Source organism: Agrobacterium tumefaciens (genome assembly GCF_031801495.1).
GTDB lineage: Bacteria > Pseudomonadota > Alphaproteobacteria > Rhizobiales > Rhizobiaceae > Agrobacterium > Agrobacterium tumefaciens_K.
Genome location: NZ_JAOEGC010000001.1, coordinates 1547968 through 1574455, shown reverse-complemented (window position 1 = coordinate 1574455; position 26488 = coordinate 1547968). Strand labels below are relative to the sequence as shown.

At 60.3% G+C, this 26488-nt stretch carries 25 protein-coding genes; 3 read left to right on the top strand and 22 right to left on the bottom strand.

What is annotated here, in order from left to right; all coding sequences use genetic code 11:
* Window positions 1–31: 31 nt before the first annotated feature.
* The 5 genes from N7578_RS07365 to N7578_RS07345 form a co-directional block, all read right to left on the bottom strand.
* Window positions 32–853, bottom strand: coding sequence for an ABC transporter permease (locus tag N7578_RS07365; protein WP_311109623.1), 822 nt, complete (start codon window positions 851–853; stop codon window positions 32–34).
* The gene (locus N7578_RS07360; RefSeq protein ID WP_311109622.1) at window positions 850–1800 is read right to left on the bottom strand and encodes an ABC transporter permease; all 951 of its coding nucleotides are present in this window, start codon (window positions 1798–1800) and stop codon (window positions 850–852) included. Before N7578_RS07360 ends, N7578_RS07365 begins: the two co-directional genes overlap by 4 nt.
* A gap of 223 nt (window positions 1801–2023) precedes the next feature.
* A complete protein-coding gene (locus N7578_RS07355; RefSeq protein WP_311109621.1) occupies window positions 2024–3559 on the bottom strand; it encodes an ABC transporter substrate-binding protein in 1536 nt (511 codons plus the stop codon).
* Window positions 3560–3723: 164 nt separating this feature from the next.
* Window positions 3724–4431 carry an anti-sigma factor domain-containing protein gene (locus N7578_RS07350; protein ID WP_311109620.1) on the bottom strand — a complete coding sequence of 236 codons (708 nt, stop codon included), beginning with the start codon at window positions 4429–4431 and terminating at the stop codon, window positions 3724–3726.
* On the bottom strand, window positions 4428–4979 hold the full coding sequence (locus N7578_RS07345) for a sigma-70 family RNA polymerase sigma factor (protein WP_311110083.1): 552 nt from the start codon (window positions 4977–4979) through the stop codon (window positions 4428–4430). Before N7578_RS07345 ends, N7578_RS07350 begins: the two co-directional genes overlap by 4 nt.
* A 196-nt stretch (window positions 4980–5175) precedes the next feature.
* Here N7578_RS07345 and N7578_RS07340 point away from each other — a divergent pair, with 196 nt between their 5' ends.
* Complete coding sequence (locus N7578_RS07340; RefSeq protein ID WP_311109619.1) at window positions 5176–5967, top strand: DUF4394 domain-containing protein; 792 nt, start codon at window positions 5176–5178, stop codon at window positions 5965–5967.
* A 191-nt stretch (window positions 5968–6158) separates the two neighbouring features.
* Here the strand turns inward: N7578_RS07340 and N7578_RS07335 are convergent, their stop codons facing one another.
* The 9 genes from N7578_RS07335 to N7578_RS07295 all read right to left on the bottom strand — a co-directional run bounded on the left by N7578_RS07335 (window position 6159) and on the right by N7578_RS07295 (window position 15157).
* A complete protein-coding gene (locus N7578_RS07335; protein ID WP_422646674.1) occupies window positions 6159–6716 on the bottom strand; it encodes a fasciclin domain-containing protein in 558 nt (185 codons plus the stop codon).
* Between the two features lie 142 nt (window positions 6717–6858).
* Window positions 6859–7761, bottom strand: coding sequence for a LysR family transcriptional regulator (locus N7578_RS07330; protein WP_311109618.1), 903 nt, complete (start codon window positions 7759–7761; stop codon window positions 6859–6861).
* Window positions 7762–7918: 157 nt separating this feature from the next.
* On the bottom strand, window positions 7919–8668 hold the full coding sequence (locus tag N7578_RS07325; RefSeq protein ID WP_311109617.1) for an ABC transporter ATP-binding protein: 750 nt from the start codon (window positions 8666–8668) through the stop codon (window positions 7919–7921).
* Window positions 8665–9501 (bottom strand): ABC transporter ATP-binding protein, encoded by an 837-nt coding sequence (locus N7578_RS07320; RefSeq protein ID WP_311109616.1) that lies wholly within the window; start codon window positions 9499–9501, stop codon window positions 8665–8667. The genes N7578_RS07325 and N7578_RS07320 overlap by 4 nt, the downstream gene beginning before the upstream one ends.
* Complete coding sequence (gene nikC, locus N7578_RS07315; protein ID WP_311109615.1) at window positions 9498–10430, bottom strand: nickel transporter permease; 933 nt, start codon at window positions 10428–10430, stop codon at window positions 9498–9500. The genes N7578_RS07320 and nikC overlap by 4 nt, the downstream gene beginning before the upstream one ends.
* On the bottom strand, window positions 10427–11497 hold the full coding sequence (locus N7578_RS07310) for an ABC transporter permease (RefSeq protein ID WP_311109614.1): 1071 nt from the start codon (window positions 11495–11497) through the stop codon (window positions 10427–10429). The genes nikC and N7578_RS07310 overlap by 4 nt, the downstream gene beginning before the upstream one ends.
* Window positions 11498–11529: 32 nt before the next feature.
* Window positions 11530–13170, bottom strand: coding sequence for an ABC transporter substrate-binding protein (locus N7578_RS07305; RefSeq protein WP_311109613.1), 1641 nt, complete (start codon window positions 13168–13170; stop codon window positions 11530–11532).
* Window positions 13171–13210: 40 nt separating this feature from the next.
* On the bottom strand, window positions 13211–14266 hold the full coding sequence (locus tag N7578_RS07300; protein WP_311109612.1) for a dipeptidase: 1056 nt from the start codon (window positions 14264–14266) through the stop codon (window positions 13211–13213).
* 207 nt (window positions 14267–14473) lie between these two features.
* Complete coding sequence (locus N7578_RS07295) at window positions 14474–15157, bottom strand: phosphoribosyltransferase (protein WP_311109611.1); 684 nt, start codon at window positions 15155–15157, stop codon at window positions 14474–14476.
* Window positions 15158–15355: 198 nt separating this feature from the next.
* On the opposite strand from N7578_RS07295, the gene N7578_RS07290 reads away from it, so the two are divergent.
* Window positions 15356–16528: a M20 aminoacylase family protein gene (locus N7578_RS07290; protein ID WP_311109610.1), complete on the top strand. Its 1173-nt coding sequence runs from the start codon at window positions 15356–15358 to the stop codon at window positions 16526–16528.
* A gap of 16 nt (window positions 16529–16544) precedes the next feature.
* Here the strand turns inward: N7578_RS07290 and N7578_RS07285 are convergent, their stop codons facing one another.
* The gene (locus N7578_RS07285) at window positions 16545–17801 is read right to left on the bottom strand and encodes an MFS transporter (RefSeq protein WP_311109609.1); all 1257 of its coding nucleotides are present in this window, start codon (window positions 17799–17801) and stop codon (window positions 16545–16547) included.
* A gap of 92 nt (window positions 17802–17893) precedes the next feature.
* On the opposite strand from N7578_RS07285, the gene N7578_RS07280 reads away from it, so the two are divergent.
* The gene (locus N7578_RS07280) at window positions 17894–18817 is read left to right on the top strand and encodes a LysR family transcriptional regulator (RefSeq protein WP_311109608.1); all 924 of its coding nucleotides are present in this window, start codon (window positions 17894–17896) and stop codon (window positions 18815–18817) included.
* A 28-nt stretch (window positions 18818–18845) separates the two neighbouring features.
* Here the strand turns inward: N7578_RS07280 and N7578_RS07275 are convergent, their stop codons facing one another.
* The 7 genes from N7578_RS07275 to N7578_RS07245 form a co-directional block, all read right to left on the bottom strand.
* A complete protein-coding gene (locus N7578_RS07275; RefSeq protein WP_311109607.1) occupies window positions 18846–20639 on the bottom strand; it encodes an adenine deaminase in 1794 nt (597 codons plus the stop codon).
* Window positions 20636–21559, bottom strand: coding sequence for a nucleoside hydrolase (locus N7578_RS07270; protein WP_311109606.1), 924 nt, complete (start codon window positions 21557–21559; stop codon window positions 20636–20638). The genes N7578_RS07275 and N7578_RS07270 overlap by 4 nt, the downstream gene beginning before the upstream one ends.
* A gap of 2 nt (window positions 21560–21561) precedes the next feature.
* Window positions 21562–22587, bottom strand: coding sequence for an ABC transporter ATP-binding protein (locus tag N7578_RS07265; protein WP_311109605.1), 1026 nt, complete (start codon window positions 22585–22587; stop codon window positions 21562–21564).
* Window positions 22580–23359, bottom strand: a complete 780-nt coding sequence (locus N7578_RS07260) for an ABC transporter permease (protein ID WP_311109604.1) — start codon at window positions 23357–23359, stop codon at window positions 22580–22582. Before N7578_RS07260 ends, N7578_RS07265 begins: the two co-directional genes overlap by 8 nt.
* Window positions 23356–24183 carry an ABC transporter permease gene (locus N7578_RS07255; RefSeq protein ID WP_311109603.1) on the bottom strand — a complete coding sequence of 276 codons (828 nt, stop codon included), beginning with the start codon at window positions 24181–24183 and terminating at the stop codon, window positions 23356–23358. The genes N7578_RS07260 and N7578_RS07255 overlap by 4 nt, the downstream gene beginning before the upstream one ends.
* A gap of 183 nt (window positions 24184–24366) precedes the next feature.
* On the bottom strand, window positions 24367–25389 hold the full coding sequence (locus tag N7578_RS07250) for an ABC transporter substrate-binding protein (protein WP_311109602.1): 1023 nt from the start codon (window positions 25387–25389) through the stop codon (window positions 24367–24369).
* Window positions 25386–26441 carry a LacI family DNA-binding transcriptional regulator gene (locus N7578_RS07245; RefSeq protein ID WP_311109601.1) on the bottom strand — a complete coding sequence of 352 codons (1056 nt, stop codon included), beginning with the start codon at window positions 26439–26441 and terminating at the stop codon, window positions 25386–25388. The genes N7578_RS07250 and N7578_RS07245 overlap by 4 nt, the downstream gene beginning before the upstream one ends.
* Window positions 26442–26488: the final 47 nt, after the last annotated feature.

The window sequence follows — 26488 nt, the reverse complement described above, 5'->3', positions numbered from 1 at the left end:
GAAAAATGGGATGGAATGGGCGTAAAGCCATTCAGCTCGTGTCGCGTGGATCGAGTAGATCGCGAAGACCATCGCCGAGCAGGTTGAAGCCGAAGACCGCAAGGGCAATCGCAAGGCCGGGCATGATCGCAAGCCAGGGAGCAGCACCGAGATAGGTCTGCGCATCGGCCAGCATACGGCCCCAGGTGGCAGCGGGCGGCGGCATGCCAAGCCCGAGGAACGACAATCCGGCCTCCGTCAGAATCGCCAGACCGAGCTGGATCGTCACCTGCACGATGATCTGGTTCGATATGTTTGGCACGATATGGAAAACGGTTATCTTCGCCCGGTTCTGGCCGATGCTCGTTGCTGCCGTGATGTATTCCCGCGCCCAGATCTGCAAGGCGGCACCCAGCGTCAGGCGGGCAAACACCGGCACCATGAAGGTCGCGATGGCAATGATGGCCGTGAAGCGGCCCGTACCGATGAAAGCGCCGAGCATCATCGCAGAAAGGATGGGCGGCAGCGCGAAGATGATATCGCAGATGCGCATGACCGCGGTTTCGGTGAAGCCGCGAAGGGCAGCGACAGTCACGCCGACCAGCGTTCCTATGAAAGCACCGATGGCAACGGCGGCAACGGCGGTCGACAGCGAATTCCAAGCGCCGACCATCAGCATGGACAGAACGTCCCGACCGAAATGATCTGTGCCGAAACCACCATAGGCGAACGGTGACTTGAGTTTCTGCACAATCTGCATCTTCGTCGGAGACACCGGCGTCCAGACGAGCGACAGAAGGGCAACCGCCACAAGAAACGCGGTGACGGCAAGGCCAAGGAGGAAAGCGGGGCGTCGGCGGATCGTTTTCATCATCGCGCACCTGCCCGCAGCCGTGGGTCGATAAACAGATAGGCGATATCGACGACGAAATTCATGACGATGACGAGGCCGGAAAAGAATAGCACCACCGATTGCATGACGACGATATCGCGCTGCGTCAGCGCCTGATAGGCAAGCCGCCCGAGCCCCGGCAGGTTGAAGACGTTTTCCACTAGAACGGCGCCGGCAATCAGAAAGGTGAATTGCAGGCCGATCATGGTAACGACCGGGATCATCGCATTTGGCACCGCATGCCGCCAAAGCGCCACGCGCTCGCTCAACCCCTTGGCGCGGGCGGTGCGCACGAAATCCTCGTTCATGACTTCCAGCACCGCCGAGCGACAGACACGGGTCAAAACGCCAGCCTGAGAGAGCGCCAATGCCACGGCGGGCAGGACCAGGGCCGTAAAGGCGGCACCGAAACCGGCCTGCCAGCCCGGAAAGCCGCCCGCCGGCATCCAGCCCAGCATGGTGGAAAAGAAGAGGATCAGCAGCAGGCCGACCCAAAAGCCCGGCACGGCAATGCCGATATGCGAAAACAGCCCCGCGCCGAAATCCAGCGCGCCATTGCGGTTGCGCGCCGCTGCCACGCCGAGCGGAATGGCAATGAGGATCGACAGGCAGACGGCCATCAGCGCCAGGGGTAGCGTGACGGCAAGCCGCTCGAAGATCAGCCCCGCGACCGGCACACCGTAGGTATAGGACTCGCCGAAATCGCCCTGAAAAACCGCGCCAAGCCAATGCAGGTAACGCAGGGCCAGCGGCTGATCGAGGCCCATCTCTTTCTGCAGGGCTGCCAGTGTATCGGGGCTGGCGGACGTGCCGAGCATGATCGCCGCCGGATCACCCGGCAGCAACCCCATGACCAAGTAGATGATGAGAGACACGGCAAGCAGCGTGACGAGGAGGCTGGCAAGACGCCGGAGAATGACGGCAATCATCTGGCCCTCATTTCTTGCGCGATTTCGTTACCTGTCACGCGCCGATAAGTCTTCACCGTCAGGTGCGCCCCTCCCCTCATTCCCGTGTCCGTCACGGCAATCCAGTCGACGCGCGTCTGCGCGGCGAGAAGAGTATTTTCAGCCCAAGGACTTGGGCTGGCTGGATTCCTGTGACGAGCACAGGAATGAGGAGAAGAGTACGCCTTACCATTCACAACAAAGGTCACTCTTCCCAATGTACATCAGTCAAGACGTTGGAGGGGATCGGCTCGTTTTCCCACAATCCCTTGACCTTCTTGTCCCCGACGCCGAGCTTCGGCATCACGAAGAGATAAAGGGCAGGAACATCCTCGGCGAGAATTTTCTGCGCTTCGCCGTAGAGCTTTTCCTGCTCGCCAGCGTCCGCGGTCATCTCGACATTCTTGACGATCTCATTGAAGGCCGGGTTCTTGTAGTTGAAGTAGTACGGATCACGCGCATAGATATCGATGTCCATCGGTTCGGCATGCGCAACGATGGTCATGTCGTAATCCGCGCCTTTGAGCACATCCGCCACCCATTTTGCCGGGAATTCGGTGGTTTCGATATTCATCGTCACGCCGATTTCCGCAAACATCGCCTGCAATATCTGCGAGGTGCGCTGCGCATAGGCCATCTGCGGCGCCTTGATGGTGAAGCTGAAGCCATCGGGATAACCGGCTTCCGAAAGCAGCGCCTTGGCCTTCTCCGCATCATAAGCATGCACGCCGGTGGTATCGATGTAACCACGGTCGTTCGGTGTATAATGGCTGCCGATGGCCGTGCCGAAGCCGGACCATGCACCTTCGACGACCGTAGCGCGATCCACCGCCATCATCAGCGCCTGGCGCACCCGCTTGTCATCGAAGGGCTTGCGGGCGCTATTCATGCCCGCAACGACCTTCAGCTCGGTGTTGCCTACGAAGGTGCCGAGGCGTGGATCACCATCAAAGGAAGACATCAGTTCCGGCGCGCCGAATTCCGGGAAGGCATCGATATCACCGGATTTCAAGGCAGCGGCCTGCGCCTGCGGATCGGAAACGAAACGGAAGGTCGCCTTTTCAAGCTTCACCGAAACGGCCTTGTCCCAGTAAGCCGGGTTCTTTTCCAGTTCCACCTTGTCGCCTTTGCTCCAGCTGGCGAACTTGAACGGGCCGGTACCGACAGGCGTCGTCTTGTTGTTCTCAGCGCTCTTTGGCGCAACCATGACGGAAGCGGGCCAGCCGAGCCAGTAGATGAGGCTGCCTGCAGGCTGCTTGAGCTTCAACACGAGTGTTGCCGCATCCGGCGTTTCAATGGCGTCAATGGAGGCGAAGAAGCGCTTCTGAGGATTGACTGAGGCTTCACCGCGCGCCCGGTCGAGCGAAAATTTTGCAACGGAGGAATCGAATGACTCGCCATCGTGGAAGGTCACGCCCTGACGCAGTTTGAAGGTATAGGTCTTGCCGTCAGCGGAAATCTCCCAGCTTTCGGCGAGCTGCGGCTTCACTTTTCCGGCGCTGTCGATGGTCACCAGACCTTCAAAGACGTTCTGCCATGTAACCTGACCGATGGCGACCGGGGCGGCAATCGTCGGATCGAGGCCCGCAGGCTCGACTGCCATGCCGAGAACGATGGCGTTCTTCGCCGCCGCTTCGGCGTTCGCGGAAAATAGCGGCATTGCAAGCGCCGTACCAAGCGCCAGCGTCAGCGCGGCACGACGCATCACTCTCATCGAATCCGAGAAATAATTGCGTAGCATCAATGTCCCCTGTCTGGCGGCCGAGGCATTTTTGCCCTTCCCAAACCGCCCGTTGCAAAAACAGTGTCATGTTGCACGCGCACACACAATCGTCAATTTTGTGTGCGGTGCGTAGCCGAAATCGCTACACGACATCTCACTGAATACCAACGGCTGGCAGCCTCTCACCGTGGCATTTTTGCAAAGCCCTTTGCCAGAATTGGCCCGGTCGGACGCCCGGTCGGCGAACCGCCCGTGTTCTCGAGCGTCAACTCATAAAGCTGGCCATTCTGCGGCCTGGGCAGGGACGGTCCGGAAAGACTTACCGAGCGGGCATCCTCGATCAGACCGAGCGATACCGGCCCCATCTCACGCGACGGCAGCGTCCAGACCTGTATGGTCTTGTCCAGAGGCACGGAGAAATCAGCCAGCAGCCTGACACTCGCATTTTCGTTTCCGAAATCCTCGACAACGGCCTGAACCTCACCCGACTCGTTCACCAGAACTGCAATGACCAGCGGCTCGACGGTGCGCATCAGACTGAAGGCAAGCCCCGCTGACAACAACAGGCATGCGGCGATGGCGGAGATAGCGGCACCGCGCCATCCATTCCTTTTGTTTTCGTTGGCAGGGGTCAAAAGCGAGGGGCTTGCCGCTACGGTCTGCCGCGCCGGAAGCTGGCTTTCGATCTTCTCCCACAGGCTACCGCCGACCGCGACCGGATCAACGGCTGTATCGAGGGGAAGAAAACGCTCGCGACTTGCGGCAACGGCTGCCATCAGACCGGCATCTTTTTCCATCTCAGCCTCGACTTCCGCCGCCTCTGCACTCTCGAGCAAACCGAGCACGTATTCGTCAGCCAGTGTCGGGATATCGCTGCGTTCGAATTTCATGCCATGCACTCCCGCAGCATCAGGAGGCCGCGCCTTATCCAGGATTTCGCGGTGCCAAGGGGAATTTTCAGTCGTCCGGCGATCTCGCCATGCGTATAACCGCCGATATAGGCCATGAGGATGCCACGACGCTTGAGGTCGTCCAGAGAGGCAAGACACTCATGCAATCGCGACTGGCGATCCAGCCTGTGCCACGCGGCAATGAGTTCGCTCGCCTGCTCCGCATCCTGCAGCGCCTCTATTTCCTCATCGGTGTATTCACGTTTACCGTCGCGGAGCACGTTGAGCGCGCGGTTGCGGACGACGGCGTAAATCCATCCGCGCGCAGACCCGCGGCCGGGCACGAACTGGTGCGCGTGGGTCCAGATACGGATAAAAGCCTCCTGGACGACCTCCTCGGCAAGATCGCGGCGGCGGACAATACGCTGTGCAACGGCGACAAGACGTCCTGCCTCACGCTCGTATATGAGCCTCAGCCCGGCACGCTCGCCTTTGGCACAGGCGGCCAGAGCAGTTTCGAGTTCATCCGTTACCGAGCCAATCAGCATATGTCCCATGACCTCCCCGACCGTAACGGCCATCACGCTCTTTCAACCTATACATTTAAACCAGCCATTCGGATGCACGGCAAAAAAAATTTCGCATGCTGCATCCAAACGCCTCTCCCCAGGTGTCACCAGACTGGAAGCATCGCCAGATGCAAACGCCGGTTCGCTTCCGTTGTAACAACCAAGGGAGATAGACATGAACACCACCCGTTTCGCTTTGATCGCCTCCGCTGCTGCGCTAACCCTTTCGGCCACCTCCGTTTTCGCAGCCCCCGCGGTTGGCCTGACCGGCGACAGGACGCTTGTTGTTTTCGACACGGAAAAGCCCACTGTCAGCAAAAAGGTTGATGTTACCGGCGTCGACAAACTGATCGGCATCGATTTCCGCCCCGGCACCAAGACGGTTATCGGCGTCACGCCAGATCACCGCATCGTCACCATCGATATCGACAGCGGCGCTGCAACAGAGGTGGCGAAGATGGACAAGACTTTGACACTGACGGACGCACCCGTGGTTGTCGATTTCAACCCCATGGCCGACCGCCTGCGCTTCATGACCGGAACCACGAACCACCGCGTTCACCCCGACACCGGTGCCGTGACCGTCGATGGCACGCTGGCCTACGAGGATGGCGACATGCACAAGGGTGAAACACCGAACATCGTTGCGGCCGCCTATACCAACTCCATCGGCAAGCCGGAAAAGACCGCGATGTACAACATCGACGCCACGATCGGCGCGCTGATCCAGCAGACCAAGCCGAACGATGGCACGCTAAAGGCAATCGGCAAGCTTGGAATCAAGGAAATGCCGGCAACCTACGCATTCGACATTCAGGGCATGGAAGGCGGCAAGAACAACGCATATCTCGTTGCGAATAAAACGCTCTACAGCATCAACCTTGAGACGGGTGCAGCAACGGAAGTGGGCGCGGTTGGCGGTCTGGAAACCGAGATCCGCGACATCGCCATCCTGCCTGCTATGTGATGGCAACATATATGGATGGCGGGTATCTCCCCGTAACCCATCCTGCAAAAAGAAGCCGCTCCCTAGAGCGGCTTCAAAAGCATTCCCAGTTCAAACGAAGCCTTCGCACGTGCTCTGTATTCTTGGTTTCAGGCATTGTCCGGACGCAAAACCGCTACGCGTTTTGACTGGAAACGCTCTGAAAGTGCGGATCACATCTTCGGCAGAAGAACCTTGTCTATGACGTGGATAACGCCGTTGGACTGTTTGACATCGGCAATAGTCACTTGCGCGACGTTGCCGTTTTCATCCCTCAGCGTGATCTTGCCCATGCTGCTCTTGGCCTTCAGCACGCAGCCGCCGACGGTCTTGACGTCATGCGTGCCGTTATCGTCCTTGATCATTTTTTCGATTGCGCTGGACAGGGCATCTGCCGCAACGACGTGGCAGGTCAGAACCTTGGTCAGCTGCGCCTTGTTTTCGGGCTTCAGAAGCGTGTCGACAGTACCTTTCGGCAGTGCTGCGAAGGCTTCATTGGTGGGCGCGAAAACGGTGAACGGCCCTTTGCCCTGCAACGTTTCCACCAGACCCGCCGCTTTCACCGCCGCCACCAGCGTGGTGTGATCTTTGGAGTTCACGGCGTTTTCAACGATGTTCTTGTTTTCATACATCGCTGCTCCTCCGACCTTGGGATTTGCGGCATAAGCGGTTGAACCGGCCATCACGACGATGGCTGCACAGGTGGCGAGACGAATTGCGAGATTGGACATGACAAATTCTCCTCCTTCCGATAGCCCAGACGCAGGTTGCGCCCTTTAAGGCTCGGCGCCCTCAATGGGGACGCAGCAAAAGACGAGGAGACGCCTGAAATAGTTTCAGAGGCGTTCGGGAGAAGCAAAAGCTCGGGTGATCTCAACCCGCAGTCGCCTCGCGCATGAAGCGCTCGATGAAATCGGCAAGCTTGGAGGCGGCGAAGGAAAGCTGCCGGTCTGGCGCCACGCACAGTTCGATCTGGGTGTGAATACCCTTTTTTCCGGCAAGCGGAACGGCGATCATCTGGCCGCTGCGGATTTCCCGCGCCACCGTAAGCGACGGCAGAAGCGTGGCAGCAGCATTGCCGAGCACAAGCTCCTTCAGCATTTCCAGCGAACTGGTGATAAAAACAGGATCGAGTTCAACACCGGCATCGGCAAACAGCGCGTCGAAGGCCTGTCGCGCCGCAAAACTCGTGTCCGGCAGGGCAAGCGGCAGGGACGCCAGTTCTTTCAGCGAAATCTCCGCCTGCGCCGCAAGCGGATGGCCCGCAGGCAGAATAACATCGTAGCTGATACGGGTGCGGGAACGGACCTTTACACCCGATACCTTGGGCGCAAACAGGCTGACCACGAGATCGGCTTCCGCCGCTCCCAAGGCGTCCAGCGCCTGCCGGGCGCTGGTGATGTTCACCGCAAAACGGAGCTTGGGATATCTCAGGCTGAACTGCGCCAGTACAGGTGCCAGCAAGTTCGCGACCGTCGCGCCGTTGGCATAGATCGTCACGCGCCCGCGCTGCAAGCCCTTGAGATCGTCGATCAACTGATGAACGTGATCGAGTTCGCGCAGCGTCTTTCCAGCGCGCGCCGCCAGCAACTCGCCCGCAGCCGTGAGCTTCACGCCACGGCTGGAGCGCTCCACGAGCGGAGAACCGAAATAATATTCGAGATTTTCGATCTGTCGGCTCACCGCCGTTGGCGCGACGTTCAGGTTTTCTGCCGCCGCACGCATGGAATTGGTGCGGACGAGTTCATCGAAATACATCAATGCGCGCAACTGCATGGCTACATCCACCCCTCATCCCTGTGCCTGTCACAGGGATCCAGTCAGCCCAAGTCTTTGGGCTGAAAAAGTCCTTTTGCCACACGGACGTGCGGCAGCTGGATTCCTGTGACGAGCACGGGAATTAGGGCGTTTGTAGCAACGTCACCGTCACGCATCAATCGCGTTTGAAGCCTTCGCTCGCCACCAGCAATTGCCGCGTATAATCCGCGGTAAAATTGCGGCTTTCCAGCGCTTCCGCCGCCAGCATTTCCACCACCGTGCCGCTTTTCATCACAGCCAGACGGTCGCACATGTGGCTGATGACGCCGAGATCGTGGCTGACCATGACGAAGGTCAGATTACGATCCTTGCGCGCCTGTTCCAGCAGGTTGAGGATTTCGGCCTGGATGGAAGCGTCCAGCGCCGACGTCGGCTCATCCAGCAGAAGCACTTTCGGTTCGACGATCAGGGCACGGGCTATGGCGATGCGCTGACGCTGGCCGCCGGAAAGCTGATGCGAATAACGAAAGCGGAAACCGGAACCCAGCCCTACCTCGTCCAGTGCCCGCGCAATGCGCTGCTCTTTATTGTCGAGGCCGTGGATCAGCAGCGGTTCGAGCAGCAGGGCGTCCACCGTCTGGCGCGGATGCAGGGAACCGTAAGGATCCTGAAACACCATCTGCACATCGCGGTAAAAGCTCTTGTCGCGGCGCTTGCCAGTGTAGGAGCGTCCCTCCACCATCAATGTGCCGCTTTCGAAGTGGTTCAGACCGGCAACAGCGCGCAAAAGCGTCGATTTGCCGGAGCCGGATTCACCGACGATGCCGAAGGATTCGCCCTGCGCCACATCGATGCTGACGTGATCGAGCGCAAGATAGCCGTCGAAATCAACGACCATTTCTTTAACGGAAAGAACTGTCGTCATGCGCGCCACTCCGGCTTGCGATCCAGAACGGGCAGCGGATGCCGGTGTCCGCCGATTTCCGGCAGGCAGTTCAGCAGACCTTGCGTATAGGGATGCTTTGCTTCCTTCAGATTGGCCGACGCAAGTTCTTCCACGACCTTGCCCGCGTACATGACCAGAACGCGGTCGCAGAACGAAGAGACTAGACGCAGATCGTGGCTCACGAAAATCAGCCCCATGCCGCGATCGCGCACCAGCTTGTCGAGAATGTCGAGCACTTCGAGCTGCACCGTCACGTCCAGCGCCGAGGTCGGCTCATCGGCAATCAGAAGTTCCGGGCCGCAGACCAGCATCATGGCGATCATGACGCGCTGGCCCATGCCGCCGGATACTTCATGCGGATAAAGGTCGAACACGCGTTCGGGATCGCGGATCTGCACCGCTTCCAGCATGTCGAGTGCACGCTTGCGCGCTGCAGACGAGCCGATATTCTCATGCGTGCGCAGCGTTTCCATGATCTGGCGACCGATGGTCATGACCGGGTTCAGCGAATATTTCGGGTCCTGCAGGATCATCGCCATGCGCTTGCCGCGCATGATGCGGCGTTCCCTTGCAGAAACATTCAGCAGATCGATATCACCGAAACGCAGCGCATCGGCCTCAATGCGCGCTGCCTTCGGCGTCAGCCCCATGATCGCGCGGCCGGTCTGCGATTTGCCGGAACCGGACTCGCCAACGATGCCGAGACGCTCACGTCCGAGCGTAAAGGAAACACCACGCACCGCTTCCACCAGCCCGGTGCGGGTGGGGAAGCTGACGCGCAGGTTTTCGACGGTGAGAAGCGGTACACTCATTGGCCCGCCTCCTTGGGGTCCAGTGCGTCGCGCAGACCATCGCCAAGCAGGTTGAAACCGAGGCTGACGATCAGGATCGCGGCACCCGGCATGGCCGCTACCCACCACTGGTCGAGAATGAAACGACGCCCGGAAGCGATCATCGCGCCCCATTCTGGAAGCGGCGGCTGTGCGCCAAGGCCAAGGAAACCAAGACCGGCAGCGGTGAGGATGATCCCCGCCATATCCAGCGTGACACGCACGATGAGCGACGACAGGCAGAGCGGCATGACGTGTTTCATCACGATGCGCAGCGGCGATGCGCCCATGAGTTTCACCGCAGCGATGAAGTCCGAGTTGCGGAAGGTCATCGTCTCTGCGCGCGCGATACGGGCGTAAGGCGGCCATGAGGTAAGCGCGATGGCAAGCACCGCGTTTTCAATGCCGGGTCCGAGCGCCGCCACCAGCGCCAGCGCCAGAACGAGCTTCGGGAAGGCAAGGAAAATGTCGGTGATGCGCATCAGGAATGCATCCACCCAGCCGCCGGCGTAACCGGAGACGGTTCCGACGATCAGCCCGACGGGCGCAGCGATGACCGCCACCAGAAGCACGACGAACAGGGTCAGCCGCGAGCCGTGAATGAGACGCGAGAGAATATCGCGGCCTTGATCGTCCGTGCCGAGCCAGTAACCGGCCGTGCCGGGCGGCAGAAGCCGAGAATTTCGCAGATCGCCCTGCACCGGATTGTGCGGCGCCAGCACATCGGCAAACAGCGCGACGAACAGCAGGGCGAGAATGATGCCGAGGCCGAGAAGCGCCAGACGGTTTTCGGAAAACCGCCGCCAGATGACATAGGCGCGGCCGAGCCGTGCCTGTTTGCGCGAGGCCGGGCGGTCTGAAAGCAGCCATGCCCGGCTGTATGGTTTCAATGTTTCGGTCGAAGTCGTCATCGGCTTCGCGTCCTTGGATCAAGCGTCCTGTAAAGCAGATCGGAGAAAAGATTGATGCCGACGAAAATGGCGCCAATCACGATCGTGCCGCCGAGAACGGCATTCATATCCGCATTCTGCAGGGAATTGGTGATGTAAAGCCCGAGCCCCGGCCAGGCGAAGATGGTTTCGGTCAATACCGAACCTTCCAGCAGACCGGCGTAGGAAAGCGCGATCACCGTCACCAGCGGCACGGCGGCATTGCGCAGTGCATGGAACCAGATGATACGGGTTTCCGACAGACCCTTGGCGCGGGCCGCGACGATATATTCCTGGCTCAGCTCGTTCAGCATGAAGGAACGAGTCATACGGCTGATATAGGCCAACGAGAAGTAACCGAGCAGGCAGGCGGGCAGGATGATGTGGCGGAACAGATCCCACAGCACGTCCCATTGCCGCTGCCAGATCGCGTCGATCATGAAGAAGCCGGTGACAGGCGTGAAGGAGAATTCGTAGACGATATCCATGCGCCCCGGATAGGCCACCCATTGCAGGCGCGCATAAAACACCAGCAACGCCAGAAGGCCGAGCCAGAAGATCGGCACGGAATATCCGATCAAGCCGATGACGCGGACGATCTGGTCGGCAATGCTGCCGCGCTTGACGGCGGCGAGAACGCCGAGCGGAATGCCGAAGACCGCACCGATGATGGTACCGAGCGTGGCAAGCTCGATGGTTGCCGGAAAAACGCGTTTGATGTCTTCCATCACCGGATTGGTGGTGAGGACGGAGATTCCGAAATCGCCCGAAAGTGCCTGTTTCAGATAGATAAAGAACTGCTGCCAGAGCGGCAGGTTGAGGCCGAGCTGTTCGCGCACCCTTTCCACCACATGGGCGGGGGCACGGTCACCGACGATAGCCAGCGCCGGGTCGATGGGAACGACACGGCCAATGAAAAAGGTCACCGCCAGCAACCCCAGAAAGGTGGTGATGACGGTGAGTGCAAAGCCGAGAACGGCTTTCAGGCGGGCGTTGGCGCGGCTTTTGCCGCGCCGCCTCGCCCTGGTGTTCGCTTCAACGGTACTCATTCAACGATACCCAAGGGACCGGTCCAGCCGGACTATTCCTTGGAAATCGTGTAGACGAAGTTGGTGTCGAAGCTCGGCCCGAGCTTCAGACCCTTCAGCTTCGCGGAGTAACCAGCCACTTCGGTCTGCTGGAAGATCACGACGAACGGACCCGTTTCCAGAACCTTCTTCTGAAGGTCTTCATAGATCTTGGCACGCTTGGCGCTGTCCTTCTCCAGAAGCGCGGACTGCGTTTCCTTGGTCAGATCCGGAACATCCCAGGCATTACGCCAAGCAAGCGTCTTGTTCTTGCCTTCGTCGGAGTTGTCGTAGTTGATCGTGAAGGTTTCCGCGTTCGAGTTCGGATCGAAGTAGTCCGAACCCCACTGGCCGATGTAGATGTCGTGCGTGCGGGCGCGGTACTTGGTCAGCGTCTGCTTGCCGTCGCCGGGAATGATTTCCAGCTTGATGCCAGCCTGTGCCAGCGTCTGCTGCACGCTTTCGGCAATGCCGGTGACCGGCTGCGTGTTGCGCACGTCCATGGTGACGGTGAAGCCATCCTTCAGACCAGCCTTCGCCAGCAGTTCCTTGGCCTTGGCGACGTCAAGCTTGTAGGGGTTCTCGTCAAGCGCGCCGAGCTGGCCCTTCGGCAGGAACGTCTGGTGGATTTCGCCGATGCCCTTGATGAGCGTCGCGCCAATCGCATCGTAGTCCACGAGGTATTTGAACGCCTCGACGACTTCCGGCTTCTTCAGGTTCTCGTTCTTCTGGTTGAGGCTGAAGTAATAGACGGTACCCTTCGGCGCGGAGGTCACGGCCAGGCCTTCCTTCTTGGAAACGGCTTCCATGTCACCCGGCTCGAGGTTGCGGGCAACGTCGATGTCGCCGTTCTCAAGCGCCAGGCGCTGGCCGGAGCTCTCCTTCATGTGACGGTAGACAACGCGCTTCAGCTTCGGCGCTTCGCCATAGTAGTTCGGGTTGGCTTCCAGAATGACAGCCTCGTTGGCCTTCCAGCCGAGAATCTTGTACGGGCCGGAGCCCGCGTAACCGGTCTTCAGGAACGCATTGCCAAAATCGTTATCGTATTTGTAATCGGCGCTCGGGGTAACGGGCTGCGCCTTCTCGGTGACGAGCTTCTTGTCCACCACGGCGGCAACGGTTGCCGTCAGCACGTTCAGCACGAAGCTCGGTGCGTATGGTTTGTCGACCGTCAGAACGAAAGTGCTCTCATCCGACGCCTTTGCCTTTTCCGTGACGTTATCGCCGTTGAGGCCGAACTGCGTCAGCAGGAATGCAGGCGACTTGTCGAGCTTGACGGCGCGCTCGAACGAGAACGCGACGTCTTCAGCCGTGATCGGGTTACCGGAAGCGAACTTCAGGCCGGACTTCAGCTTGAAGGTATAGGTCAGGCCATCTTCGGAGGTCGTCCAGCTTTCGGCCAGATCGCCGACAACCTTGGAGGTGTCGTTGAGGTCGATGGAAACCAGCTTGCTGTAGGTGTTGCCGGTGACTTCGGCTGCAGAGAGCTCGAACGCCTCACCCGGATCGAGCGAGATGATATCGTCGATGGCGAAGCCTTCGACCAGCGTATCGGCTGGCGTTGCGGCAAAAGCCTGTGGAGCAGAGAGCATCAGCAGCGACAGCGCCGCGCTGGTGCCGAGAATGCGCATGGATTTGTTGAGCGATTTGATCATAAGATCTCCCCTTTTGTTATTGGATTGATTTCACTCGGTTTCAGGCGGCTTCGTGCCATGCCTGGGATAGGACGCGCAGCCAGTTTTCCCGGCAGATTTTCGCTAGGTCATCATCACCGTAGCCCGCCGATTTCAGCGCCGCAACCAGATTGTGATTGCCGCTTGCATCGGCGATGCCGACCGGCACGGTGGCGCCGTCGAAGTCCGAGCCGAGCGCCACGCAATCGATGCCCATACGCTCGACCATGTAGTCGATGTGCTTCACCATATCCGACAGCGGCGTGTTGGCATCGTCGCGAGCGTCGGGGCGAAGCATCGTCACGGCATAGTTCAGGCCGACCAGCCCCCTGCTCTCCTTGATCGCATCCATCTGCCTGTCGGTGAGGTTGCGGGCAACCGGCGTGAGGGCGTGGACGTTCGAATGGCTGGCGATCAGCGGCTGATCGGTGGTCCTGGCCACATCCCAGAAACCTTTTTCGGTGATATGCGCGAGATCGATGAGAATGCCGAGCTTATTGCAACGCTTCACCAGTTCAAAACCGGCATCTGTCAGGCCCGGCGCGGTATCCGGCGACATGGGATAAGCGAAGGGAACGCCGTGACCGAAAACATTGTGGCGGCTCCAGACCGGACCGAGCGACCGCAGACCGGCAGCATAAAACACTTCCAGCGCATCGAGATCGGGGCCGATGGGCTCGCAACCTTCCATGTGCAGCACGGCGGCGAAGATGTTGTCGGCCATGGCCTTACGGATATCCGCCGTCGAGCGGCAGAGCTTCCACGCACCGGCCTGATCCAGCCGCAGGGCGATGGCGGCCTTCTCGATGGCAACATCAAGCGAGGGCTGACGCTCCAGCGGGGCGGCGAGCGGCGTTACGTAATGGCCGTTTTCGTCCGGTTCCTGAAGGATGAGATCGCCAGACGGAATGTAGATGGCGCAGATGCCGCCAGCCAGACCTCCGGCCCGCGAACGCGGCGCATCGATATGGCCTTCACGTGTTCCATCGCGGAATTCCACCACCGGGTCAGCACCGGCCTTGCTGTTGCGCCACAACCGAAGCAGCACATCATTATGACCGTCGAAAACTGCATGCATGGGAGGAAATTCCAAATAAACCGGTAGCGATAAGATGGGGACGGCAGACGCCGGAATGACACCGCGCGAAAAGCAACCGCAGCAGATGCTGACGGCGCTCATAGTCTGTCGGAGACAATCTTAGGACGATCTTTCGAAGCTTCGCAAGACGGAAAACAGACGGCGTTGAAATTATCACACTTTAATCAGCGCCGATCTTGAGGATCGTCAAGCCTGCCATTCGCCCTCGGTTTTTCTGAGAATCGGCGTCGCAAAAACACCGCGAACGCGTTCCGGCCATTGTGGGCCTGCCGCAGCCAGTTTTTCCCGCCAGCGATCCGACTGCAGCATCGCTGCGCCGACCACGACCGGCTCGATTCCGGAAGCGGACAGCAACGACAGACCGGCGATGATGGATGTACCGCTGGAGATCACGTCATCCACCAGAGCAACACGGCGGTTTTCAAGGAGCGGTAGCATGCGCGGGTCGATATAGAGCCGTTTTTCCTGTCTGGTGGTGATGGAAGACATCGGCACCGACAGCTCATCCAGATACCAGAATTTGCGCGACGTGCCGAGCGGCACGTAACGACTGTGTCCGAGATGACGGGCGACGGCAGAGGCCAGCGTCAGCCCGAGTGTCGGAAGTCCCACCACCACCTCCGGCTGGAACGGCCGCAGCTTCCCGGCAAGATCGGCAGCCAGCGCCTCGACGACCTCGAAGGACGCCTGATTGACGATCAGCGACGCCAGCGCGTGTTCGCCATCGGCAAGCGGGCGAATCGGCAGGCGGATCTGCCGTCCGTCCTGAAGTTCAGCCGGAAAGAATGCCGAATGCGTACCAGTCGTTTCGCATGTGCCGGGCTCAAGAATGTCCTGCCAGAATTCGTGGGGCAGAATGGAAGGCTGCATCGGTCTTTCCTTGTCCTGCGGGCGCGTCAGCTTCCATTGAAACCGGTCACGCCCAGCATATACCTGTATTTCAACAACCGAAGACATGCATGCGGGTTCATTTCGAATGCTCTTTGGGCTAGAAAGACGTGGAGCAACATGCGTTCGGAGAGGCCCACCTATGGCGCGGCCTTTCCTCATATTCAAGGATAACCTGCCATGAGACTGCTGGACCGGATCGGCGAGGATTTGCCATTTCTGACGGAGCTGCGCCGTGACCTGCACGCTCATCCGGAACTCGGCTTCGAAGAGGAAAGAACGAGCGCCATCGTCGCGGACCTTCTCGAACGGGCAGGACTGAAGGTGCATCGCGGTCTGGGCGGCACCGGCGTCGTCGGCACGCTACAGGTTGGCAACGGTACACGCTCAATCGGTCTTCGGGCCGATATGGACGCGCTGGCCATGCCGGAAGTCTCCGACCGTCCCTACAAGTCGAAATTTCCAGGCAAGATGCATGCCTGCGGCCACGACGGCCACACGTCCATGCTGCTCGGCGCGGCCCGTTATCTTGCCAGGACCCGCGATTTTTCCGGCACCGTGCATTTCATCTTTCAGCCCGCCGAAGAGGGACGCGGCGGCGCGAAGAAGATGGTGGAAGACGGGCTTTTCGAGCTTTTCCCCTGCGATGCCGTCTATGGTCTGCACAACATGCCGGGGCTGGCGACCGACGAGATGGCCGTTGTCGAAGGTCCGCAGCTTGCCTCCTCGGACAGCTGGCGCGTGACCTTCAAGGGTGTTGGAACGCACGGCGCCAAACCGCATCTCGGTCGCGATCCGGTGACGGCGGCTGGCACCTTTCTCGCCTCCCTCCAGACAATCGTCGGCCGTGTGGTCGACCCTTTGCAGCCCGCCGTGGTCAGTGCCTGTTCCGTGCAGGCGGGCGACCCCAAAGCGTTGAATGTGATTCCCGATGTCGTGGAGATTGGTGGCACGGCCCGCGCCTATGCCTCGGATGTTCGCAACCAGCTGGAAGAGGAAATCGGCAGGCTGGCGAAGGGAACGGCCGCGATGTTCTGTATCGAGGCGAAATACGAATTCATCCGCCGCATTCCGCCGGTCATCAACAACGCCGATGCCACGAAACGGGCGCTGCGGGCAGCAAAATCCGTATTCGGCAACAAGGCGCGCACAACCTTCCCGCCTTCCACGGCAGGCGATGATTTCGCGTTTTTTGCTGGCGAGGCACCCGGCTGCTACGTATGGCTCGGCAACGGCCCGGCGGTGGATGGCGCACTGCACCACAACACCTCCTACGACTTCAACGACGGTTCAATCATCTCCGGCGTCGCCTTCTGGGCGACACTGGTGGAACAGGAACTCTCAGCGGAATAAACGCGATCCGAAGCGATCAGATTATCCGGGGCTTTGTCGCGCCGGAACGGCGCAGGCTGGCAATAAGACCGATCAGCGCGCAGCCCGACGTGATGGCCATGATACCCGGCCATCCAGCATGGATCCAGAACCAGCCGCCAGCCCAGCCGGTGATGCTTGCCCCACAATAATAAAACAGGAGATAGAGCGCAGAGGCGTGGCTTTTGGCAGAACCGGCGTTCGCGCCGACGCCGCTGCTGGCGGCCGAATGGCCGATGAAGAACCCGACCGTGATGGCTGCAATGCCCGCCACGATGACCACGATGCTGGACGAAAACGTCAGCACGATGCCGGCAAGGATGGTAAAGAAGGCAACGAGCAGCATGATGCGCCGGCTGAAACGGTCGACAAGCGCACCACCATAAGACGATGCGAAAATCCCCAGCGCGAAGGTCAGGAAGATCATGCTGACCGCCGTGCGGCCAAGCGAGTAAGGCGGCTCGACAAGGCGAAACGCACAGTAATTGAAGACGGTCGTGAAAACGCTCGTGAGCATAGCGCCGATGATGTAGAATTGCAAAAGCTCCGGGTTTTGAAGGTGTTGCCGCCAGATTTTCAGATGCGCGGTGAGCCGCATGCGCTGCGGCCGGAAGTTCCGGGACGGCGGCAGCAGCAGCACGAAACCGATTGCCGCGAGAATGCAGACCGCTCCCAACGCATACATCGCCACCTGCCAGGACGTATAGGCGGACACCAGCCCCATGCCGACACGTCCCGCCATGGAGCCGAAGGCCGTGCCGCCGACATAAAGCCCCATCGCCTTGCCGAGACTGGAAGGCTCGATCTCCTCGGCAAGATAGGCCATGGCGACAGCGGGAACGCCGCCGAGCATGAAGCCTTCCAGCGCGCGGGCGGCAAGCAGCCAGCCCCAGCCTTGCGTACTGGCGGCGATGAGATTGCAGATTGCCGCAAGCGTCATCGATGTGAACATCAGACGGCGGCGGGTGAAGAGCTGAGCGAAGGCTCCGCTGAGAAGAATGGCGAATGCAAGCGTTCCCGTCGTCAGCGACAAAGCGAGCGATGCCGTGGCGGGGTTGATGCCGAATTCCGCGGGGAATTCAGGCAGCAGCGGCTGAACGCAGTAGATCAGCGAGAAGCTGGCGAAGCCCGCCAGAAACAGCGCCCAGCTCGCGTGGCGAAACTGGCTGCTTCCGTGTTTTATCCAGAGCACGTCCGGAGGGTCCTCCGTCATGACAACGGGCGGTGTGAAGTCCTGTTTTTTGAGCTGGCGCATCGGGTTTGTCCTTTTCGGACTTACCCATAGCGCATCGCGCTTCTTCAATCTAATATATGGATGACGCTGACATCATATCTGGATCTAATATCATGGAGCTGCGGCACATCCGTTATTTTCTGGCTATCGCAAGTGAGGGAAGCTTCACGCGCGCCGCCGAGCAGCTTGGCATCGCCCAACCGCCTCTCAGCCAGCAGATCAAGGTTCTGGAGCAGGAAATCGGCACACGGCTGTTTCGCCGTCTCTCCCACGGCGCCGAACTGACACCGGCAGGGCACGCCTTTCGCGCCGCCGTGGAAAACGTTCCGCATCAGGTGAGCGAAGGTATCCGGCTTGCACGCAGGGCGGCGGCCGGTGAAACCGGTATCCTGAGAATAGGCGTTACCGGTACTGCAGCGCTCAATCCTCTGGTTCCGGCCTGCATTCGCACTTACAGACGCAGATACCCAGACGTAGAACTTCAGGTGATGGAGGCAGCCGCTCTCGCGCTGACACCAGCCCTGCTTGAAGATCGGCTGGACGTGGCGCTGCTGCGCCCCTCACAATCCGACCCTGATACGTTGCTCGAGGAAGTACTCACTGACGAACCGCTTCTGGTCGCCCTGCCTGCATCCCATCCACTGGCGCGGCGCGGAACCGCCATAGACCTGATAGAACTGCGCGACGACCCTTTCATTCTGACGCCACGCAGCATCGGCACCAGCCTTCACGATGCGTCGATAAAAGCCTGCGAGGAGGCTGGATTCACGCCGCGTCTCGGGCCGGCTGCACCGCAAATCGTCTCGATATTGTCGCTGGTCGCGGCCGAACTCGGGGTTTCCCTCGTTCCGGAATCCGTCGCCCAGGTCAAAATGCAGAACATCGTCCTGCTGCCCTCCAGCGGCCCGCCGCCACAGCTTTCCATATCGCTCGCCTATCGGCGCGGAACGACATCGCCCGTGGTGAAGAATTTCGTGATGGCAGCGCGCATTGCCGCGCGTGAAACACAGACGCCTGACGGGCCCAAGGTGGAATAAATCGCAGCCCGCAGATCGCGGGCCACTGTTATTCGATCACCGCAATCACCGGACTTTCCATCACCGCGCCAGTCAGCACATCGGCGATGCCCATGTCCGTCTGGTGGGGGCCGATGTTGCAGGCAAGCGTTGCGCCGAAACATGCCTTGAAAACGAGGTAAGGCGGCTGCCATTCCACGATATCGCCGACAGCGGCACGCAAATGTTCGAAGGCTTTTGCTACCTCCTCCAGCGGCGCATCGGATACGAGGCCGGAGAGCGGAAGGGTAAGCAGCGCAGTTACCTTACCGTTCGAAACAGCCGCCATGCCACCGCCCGCCTCGATCACCGCATTGGCGGCAATTGCCATATCCTCGGCATTGCCGCCGAAGACCGTGAGGTTGTGGCTGTCATGCGCGACCGTTGTGGCGAAGGCACCGTTCCATTTGCCCCAACCCGTCAGGAAACCGGTTCTCGTGACGGCTTCCGCCTTGCCGTGACGGTGGGTCACGGAAATCATCGTCGCCCCGTCCGGCGGAACAACGAAACCGTCCTGCACATCCGCTTCCACTTCGCCCCATTGGGTGAAACGAGGGCGGTCGATGGTGGCCAGACGCACGCGACTTCCAGTCGATGCCACGCGAAAATCATCCGGCTTGCGCAATGGCAGCTTCATAGAGCCTTCGAGCGCTGCCGTATCGCAAGCGGGAACGGCTGCCAGCATAACGCCCTTTTCCGCGACTGGTTTGCCACTGGCTAGAACGTGGCGGGCAGTAAAGCTGCCCAGATCCTCAAACACGACGATGTCGGCGCGACGACCCGCAGCAATGAGGCCGAGGTCAGACCGACCGAGGCGTTGCGCGGCATTCAGCGTCGCGGCGCGCAGCACCCATTCCGGCTTCAGCCCGTAACGCACCAGACGGCGCACCACATCATCCAGACCGCCGCCATTGACCAGATCGTCGGGAAATACATCGTCGGTGCAGAGCGTCACCGTCTGCGGCAGATGGCCGAGCGCATTCAGCGCGACCACGAATTCCGGCAGCAGATGGTCGTGCGAACCGCGCAGCTCGATGGTCAATCCAGCCCGCAGCTTCTCCATCAGATCATCGGCCGACACCAGTTCGTGGTCGGAGGAAACGCCCGCCGTCATGAAGGCGTTGAGGTCGGCACCTTTGAGGCCGCGTGCATGGCCGCACAGCAGCTTGCCGGAGGACAGCCCCGCCTGCACAATGCCGCTCATATGCGGATCGCGCTCAATGACGCCGCGCATGTTCATGATTTCCGCAACGCCGCCGATCTGCGGCCAGGCCAGCATATCGGCAAGCACGGCGGCATCGAAATCGGCACCGGCGCGTTCCAGCCCCGGCGCGGATGGCACCGAAGACGGCGCGAGAAGAACGGCGCGCAAAGGCAGGTTTTCAATGGCTTTTGCAGCCCAGCGGACGCCATCGACACCATGCACGTTGCCGAACTCATGCGGGTCCCAGACGACGGTGGTGACGCCACGTGCGACAACAGCCGCAGCATAGGCCGCAGGCGTTATCATCGAGCTTTCGATATGCATGTGGGTGTCGATCAGGCCCGGCGAAACATAGGCACCGGCAGCATCGATGGTGCGGTCAGCGTCATTACGGCTGGCGGGCGCATGAACGCTGGCAAACAGAGAACCGACGACACCGATATCGGCAGCGCGCAGTTCGCCGGTCACGACATCGACCAGCGTTCCGCCGGTGATGAGGATATCGAAAGGGGCGTCGCCTCTTGCCGCGGCGACGGCGCGGGTGCGCAGGGATTCGTGGTCCAGATCGGCCGGTTCCGGCGTGAAAGCTGCGCCACTCATCGGGCGGCCTCCCGGCGCAGCGCCTCGAGGATTGTAGCCTTCGTGGCATCCGCTTCGACCGTTTCGGCGAAATGCGCATTGAACGCTTCAGTCTTGCCGGTCCGTGTTTCCACGACCGTCCGTCCCCGCGTCAGCGTCGCGGCGGTTTCCACATCGATGCGCGCATGCCGCCAGCCGATCAGGCCGGAGGTGAAGGCAACGGCGGCAACCGGATCGTAAAGCGACATGGCGGGCCTGCCGCGACTGATGGCTATATTGATGAAACCTTCCAGCAGATCGGCGATCAACGCCGCGTTCTTGCCCCCGGCATTGCGGATAGGCAGCACCTCAGCAGGCGATGTCAGAACCTTGCGGCAGGTATCGAGATCGACCATGCGCAACGGCAGACCCTGCGACAGCACGATGGCAACCGCTTCCGGGTCGGCAAAGGCGTTGAATTCGGCGGACGCCGTATGATTGCCGGAGGTGACGCCGCCGCCCATCCATGTGAGGTCGGAAATCTTCGCGGCAAGATCGGGACGCGCAAGGCAGAGTGCAGCGATATTGGTCAGCGGCCCAAGCGCCAGAATGCGCTTTTCACCGGCACCATCCGCCAGCCAGTCGCACAAGGCGAGAAAGGCATTGCTGTCAGGCAGGGCGTCTGCATCGGGCAGCGAAAGGCCAACGGTCGGAATACCGCTATCGCCGAGAATCGACTGCGCGGTTTCGAGCGCACCGAACACCGGCTGCTCGCGGCCCTTATGGATCGGAAACGTCCAGCCGAAGGCAGCCACGGCACCGGCGGCATTGCGGCAGACGTCGTTCAGCGTCGCATTGCCGAAGACCAGAGAAACGCCGTCGATCTCAAGCCCGGCGGCATCGACCACCATGATGGCGGCGATATCGTCGAAGCCCATGTCGGTATCGATCCATACACCCATGGTCAGTTGAACACCTTGAGACTGGCGGCTTTTTCGACCGGCAGGTCGAAGGCAAGGCGATCACCGATGGCATGGGCGGTCAGCGCCGCGTCGGTTTCCGCCTTGATGGGACCAAGCGGTGTATCCAGGAGATATTCACGCGTGTTTCCAGCAAAGGATGTGCCGCGCACGGTTCCCTCGAAAGGACCTGAACCGAGGGTTACCATGCGCGGCCGCCAGGCCAGTCCGGATGCTGAAGGGACTGGTCCGGTAAGCTGTGTCGCACCGTTTGCGGTTTTCAGCGCGCCGTTTTCCAGCGCGAAGATATTCTCGAAGCCGACGAAATCCGCCACGAAGGACGAAACAGGTGCGTTGTAGATCTCTTCCGGCGTACCGATCTGCTCGATCTTGCCGCCCTTCATGACGACAATCCGGTCGGCAAGCGCCAGAGCCTCGATCTGGTCGTGGGTGACGAAGATCATCGTCACGCCGGTTTCCTTCTGCACGCGCTGCAGTTCGGTGCGCATTTCAAGGCGCAGACGCGCATCGAGGTTCGACAGCGGCTCGTCAAGCAACAGTACCTTCGGCTCCATCACCATGGAACGCGCCAGCGCCACGCGCTGCTGCTGGCCGCCGGAAAGCTCCGCAGGCTTGCGCGAGGCGAAGCTGGACAGGCCGACCGACTTCAGGCCGGAAGCAACCTTGTCGTCCAGCGCCTTGCCGTTCATGCCCTTGAGCTTGAGGCCGAAAGCGACGTTTTCATAGACCGAGAGATGCGGGAACAGCGCATAGGACTGGAACACCAAACCGACGGCACGCTTGTTGGCGGCAACACGGGTAATATCCACACCATCCAGATCGATACGACCGCCCGCCACCGGCATCAAGCCGGCAATGGCGCGCATGGTCGTCGTCTTGCCGCAGCCGGAAGGGCCGAGCAGCGCCAGAAGCTCACCCTTGCGGATATCGAGGTCGAGATCCTTGACGGCGATATTGCTGCCATATGCCAGCGACATTTTTTGAAGCGAGAGATAATTTGCGTCAGACATAACGGGAGAACCCCAGGAAACGTTCGGCCATGAAAACGATGCCGATGGAGAGGAAGGCGAGCAGCGAGGAAAGCGCTGCCACGGACGGATCGAAGACGATTTCCATGTAGCCCAGCATGTCGATGGGCAGGGTGCGCACGCCGGGACCCGACAGGAACAGCGACACCGGCACCTGATTGAAACTCGTCACGAAACCGAGGATGAAGGCAGACAGGATGCCGCCGCGGATATTCGGCAAAACTACGCGGAAAAACGCGCCGAGACGCGATGAACCGAGCAGCACGGCGGCTTCCTCGATATCGGAGCGCAGGTTGTTGAGGCTGGCGGACACGACCCTGACCGCATAGGGCAGGATCAGCGCCGTATGCGCCAGAAACAGCGCCAGCGAGATGCCGATGCCGAAGGGCACGACGAAGTAACGCAACAGCGCCAGACCGACGATGATACCCGGCACGATGATCGGTGCTGAGACAATAGTGCGCACCGTTTCGGAAAACGGCAGCTTGTAGCGCGACATGGCGTAAGCCGCCGGAATGCCGAGGATGAGCGCCGTGAATGTGCCGCCGATGGCAAGGAACATCGACATGGCGAAACTTTCCCGGAAGCTTTCCACCGTAAAGACCTTGGCGATCCATTTCAGCGAAAAGCCTTGCGGCGGAAAGGCAAGCGTATCGCCCGCCGAGAAGGACGCGGCGACGATGATGAGGAACGGCCCGATCAGGAAGCCGATCACCAGAAGAAGCGTGAGCGGAATGAAGAGCTGCCGGGTCATTTCTTGTTCCTTGCGGTGGCGATGCGCTTCAGCAGGATATTGGCGGCAAAGCTCATGACGATGAGGATGAAGGCGATGACGCTGGCGGCCACGAAATTGTTGGACACAGTGACCTGCTGGTAAAGCAGCGTTTCCAGCATCAGAACCTTGGAGCCGCCAAGAATGGCGGGGGTGATGTAGGCGGTCAGCGAACCGGTGAAGACCAGCGTTCCGCCAACCACCAGCCCTTCCCGCGTCAGCGGCAGAATAACTTTCCAGAACACCTGAAACCAATTGGCGCCCAGCACGCGGGCCGCCGCAATCGTATCCTTCGGCATGTTCTCAAGCGCGCTGATGAGCGAAATCACCATCAGCGGCAGGAAAAGCTGGAGCAGGCCGATGAAGACCGCCGTTTCGGAAAACAGGATGCGGATCGGCGCATCGCTGAGGCCAACCGCCTGAAGCGCCTGATTGACGATGCCGGTACGCCCCAGAATGACGATCCACGCATAGGTGCGCGCCACCGGCGAGATCATAAGCGGCAGAACGACGAGATTGACGACATGACCCTTGGAACCGGGCGGCAGATTGACGATGGCGAAAGCGGCCGCATATCCGATGACCGCCGACACCACCGTGACGATTGCGCCGAGTTTCAGCGTGCGCAGGAAAACGGTCTGGTTGAGCGGTTCGGAAAAGAAGGCGGCATAGGCGGAAAGCGTCCACCCATCGGCGGTGCGAAACCCTTCCGACAGCAGCATGAACACCGGCACAAGAAAGACCGCCGCTGCGAAAACAGCCGCGGGCAATGCAAGCGCCAGCGCTTCGGCCCGGTTCTGAAACATTCACTTATTCCCTGAACGGCAGCGCGGACGCTCACCGGTGGTGATGGAGGCCGGAGAGCCAGCTTCCGCTTGGATATTGTGGAAAAGCGGCTGGGGACGACCGAACCGCTTTTCCGGGAACAGTGTGGTTCTCGAGCCAAATGCCCGGAACCACCCGCTCCGTAACGCGAGATTGACGGCGGCTTACTGACCGACCTTGGCATTCCATTCCGACAGCCACTTGTCGCGGTTGTCGAGCGTCACGTCCGACGGAATGAGCTGGAGACTCTTTGCCGTCTCATCGCCGTAGGTGATGTTGTTGGCCACTTCGTCGGACACCTTGACCTCCTTGTTGGTCGGGCTGTCGACCAGCTTTTCGGCCAGCGCCTTCTGGACGTCGGTGGAGAGCCAGAAATCCATGAACTGCAACGCAAGGTCTTCGTTCTTCGTGCCCTTCGGCACGACCAGCACGTTCATGCCGCCGGTCTGGCCTTCCTTCGGCGTTGCCCATGCCAGAGGCAGGTCAAGCTTGGTGAAAGGCGCCCAGGAGAAGCGGCCGATCGGTGCCGCCCAGATTTCTTCCTGCTGCATCAGCTGCACGAGCTGAGAGGACTTTACGTAGAAGGTGACGATATCGTCCTTCTTTTCACCCACGGCCTCGATCGCGCCGGCGAGATCCGGCGTATCCTTGCCGATGGCCTTGCCGAGCATGTAGAGTGCCGGCGGACCCTGGTTGGTGGTAACGTTCGGGAAGGCGACGTGATCGACGATACCGTCCTTGAGGAGATCGGCCCAGCTATCGATCTTCATCTTGTCGGTGCGGTAGACGATGGAGGTGGCGTAGAAGTTCACACCGACGCTCATGCCGTCGCCGTTCGGATCCTTGGCGATGTCATAGAGGTTCGCGATGCTCGGAACCTTGCTGGCATCGATCTTCTGGATCAAATCCTTGCGGGCGGCAGAGAGAGCATCCGCCATGGAGACAATGGCGAGATCAACGACCGGATTGGCCTTGTTGGCTTCCATCTTGGCCAGACGCTCGACGCTGTTGCCGGTTTCCACGACCAGCTTGCAGCCGCACTTGGCTTCGAACGGGGTGTAGACCAGTTCCTTGAATTCGTCCTGCGCAAAGGCATAGACGGAAATCGTCAGGGTCTTGTCCTGCGCCTGTGCGGCGCCCATCGTCAGCATCAGGGCGGTGCCCGATGCAAGAATGATCTTTTTCATGGCGTGAGTTCTCCTGCTGTCGTGTTTTTGGCTTCAGTTGCTTTATGCGATGCGTTGCCGGTGGAGGCGCGAACAATCAGCTCCATCGGCACCTTGGAAATATCGCTGGCCACGGAAACGGCTTCGCCCTCCTCGCCGTCGATGACGCGCAGCAGCGCATCGATGGCAAGATCGGCGATACGCACCATATCCATGCGCATCGTGGTCAAAGGCGGGGTCACCACGGCGGAAAAGATGAGGTCGTCGAAACCGGTGACGCTTGCCTGTTCCGGCACGTCGACGCCTTCGCGCTGCAATTCGGTCAAGGCACGCAGGGCATGAAGGTCGGAAACCGCGGCGAAGGCGGTAAAGCCATCCGCCACCTTGCCGGCAAGACCAAGACGGCATCCGGCACCGTTCTTTTCCTCGATCCCGTCGATCCAGACCGTCTCGATCAGGCCGGACTTGCCGAAGCCATCGCGAATGCCGCCAAGCCGGTCGTTCTGCACGTTGGAATCGCGGTTCTTGCCGATCAGGACCACCTTGCGATGCCCAAGGTCGGCAAGATACCGGCCGATCTGCTGCCCGCCGTGCCAGTGATCGGCGGCAACCGTATTGCCAGGGGTCGACGGACTGTCGATGACCGCTACGGGACAGTCGACATTGGCGATGCGCGTTCCACGACGGGGAACGATGACCATGCCGTCGACACCGCGCTCGATCAGCCGGTTGATGGCGTCCGTCTGCATGGAAATCTCACCGCGGCTATCGGCGATCAGCACGCCGTAACCGGCGGCGACGGCAGCTTTCTCAATCGCCTGCGCGATCTGCGGGAAGAGGGGATTGGCGATATCCGGCAGGACGAGGCCGAGGACCCCGCTGCGTCCGGTACGAAGCGCCCTGCCCGCGAGGCTGGGCACATAACCGAGTTCGCTTGCCGTCCTGCGGATTTTCTCCACCAGTTCGGCCGACACCCGACCCTTGCCCGACAACGCATTGGACACGGTTGCGGCAGACACGCCGAGTGCCGCTGCGATCGCGCTCAGGTTGGTGGCAGGCCGTGGAGAAGCCATGTCGATCCGAAACTTATGTGATTAAACGTTTAATCACGATAGTCCAC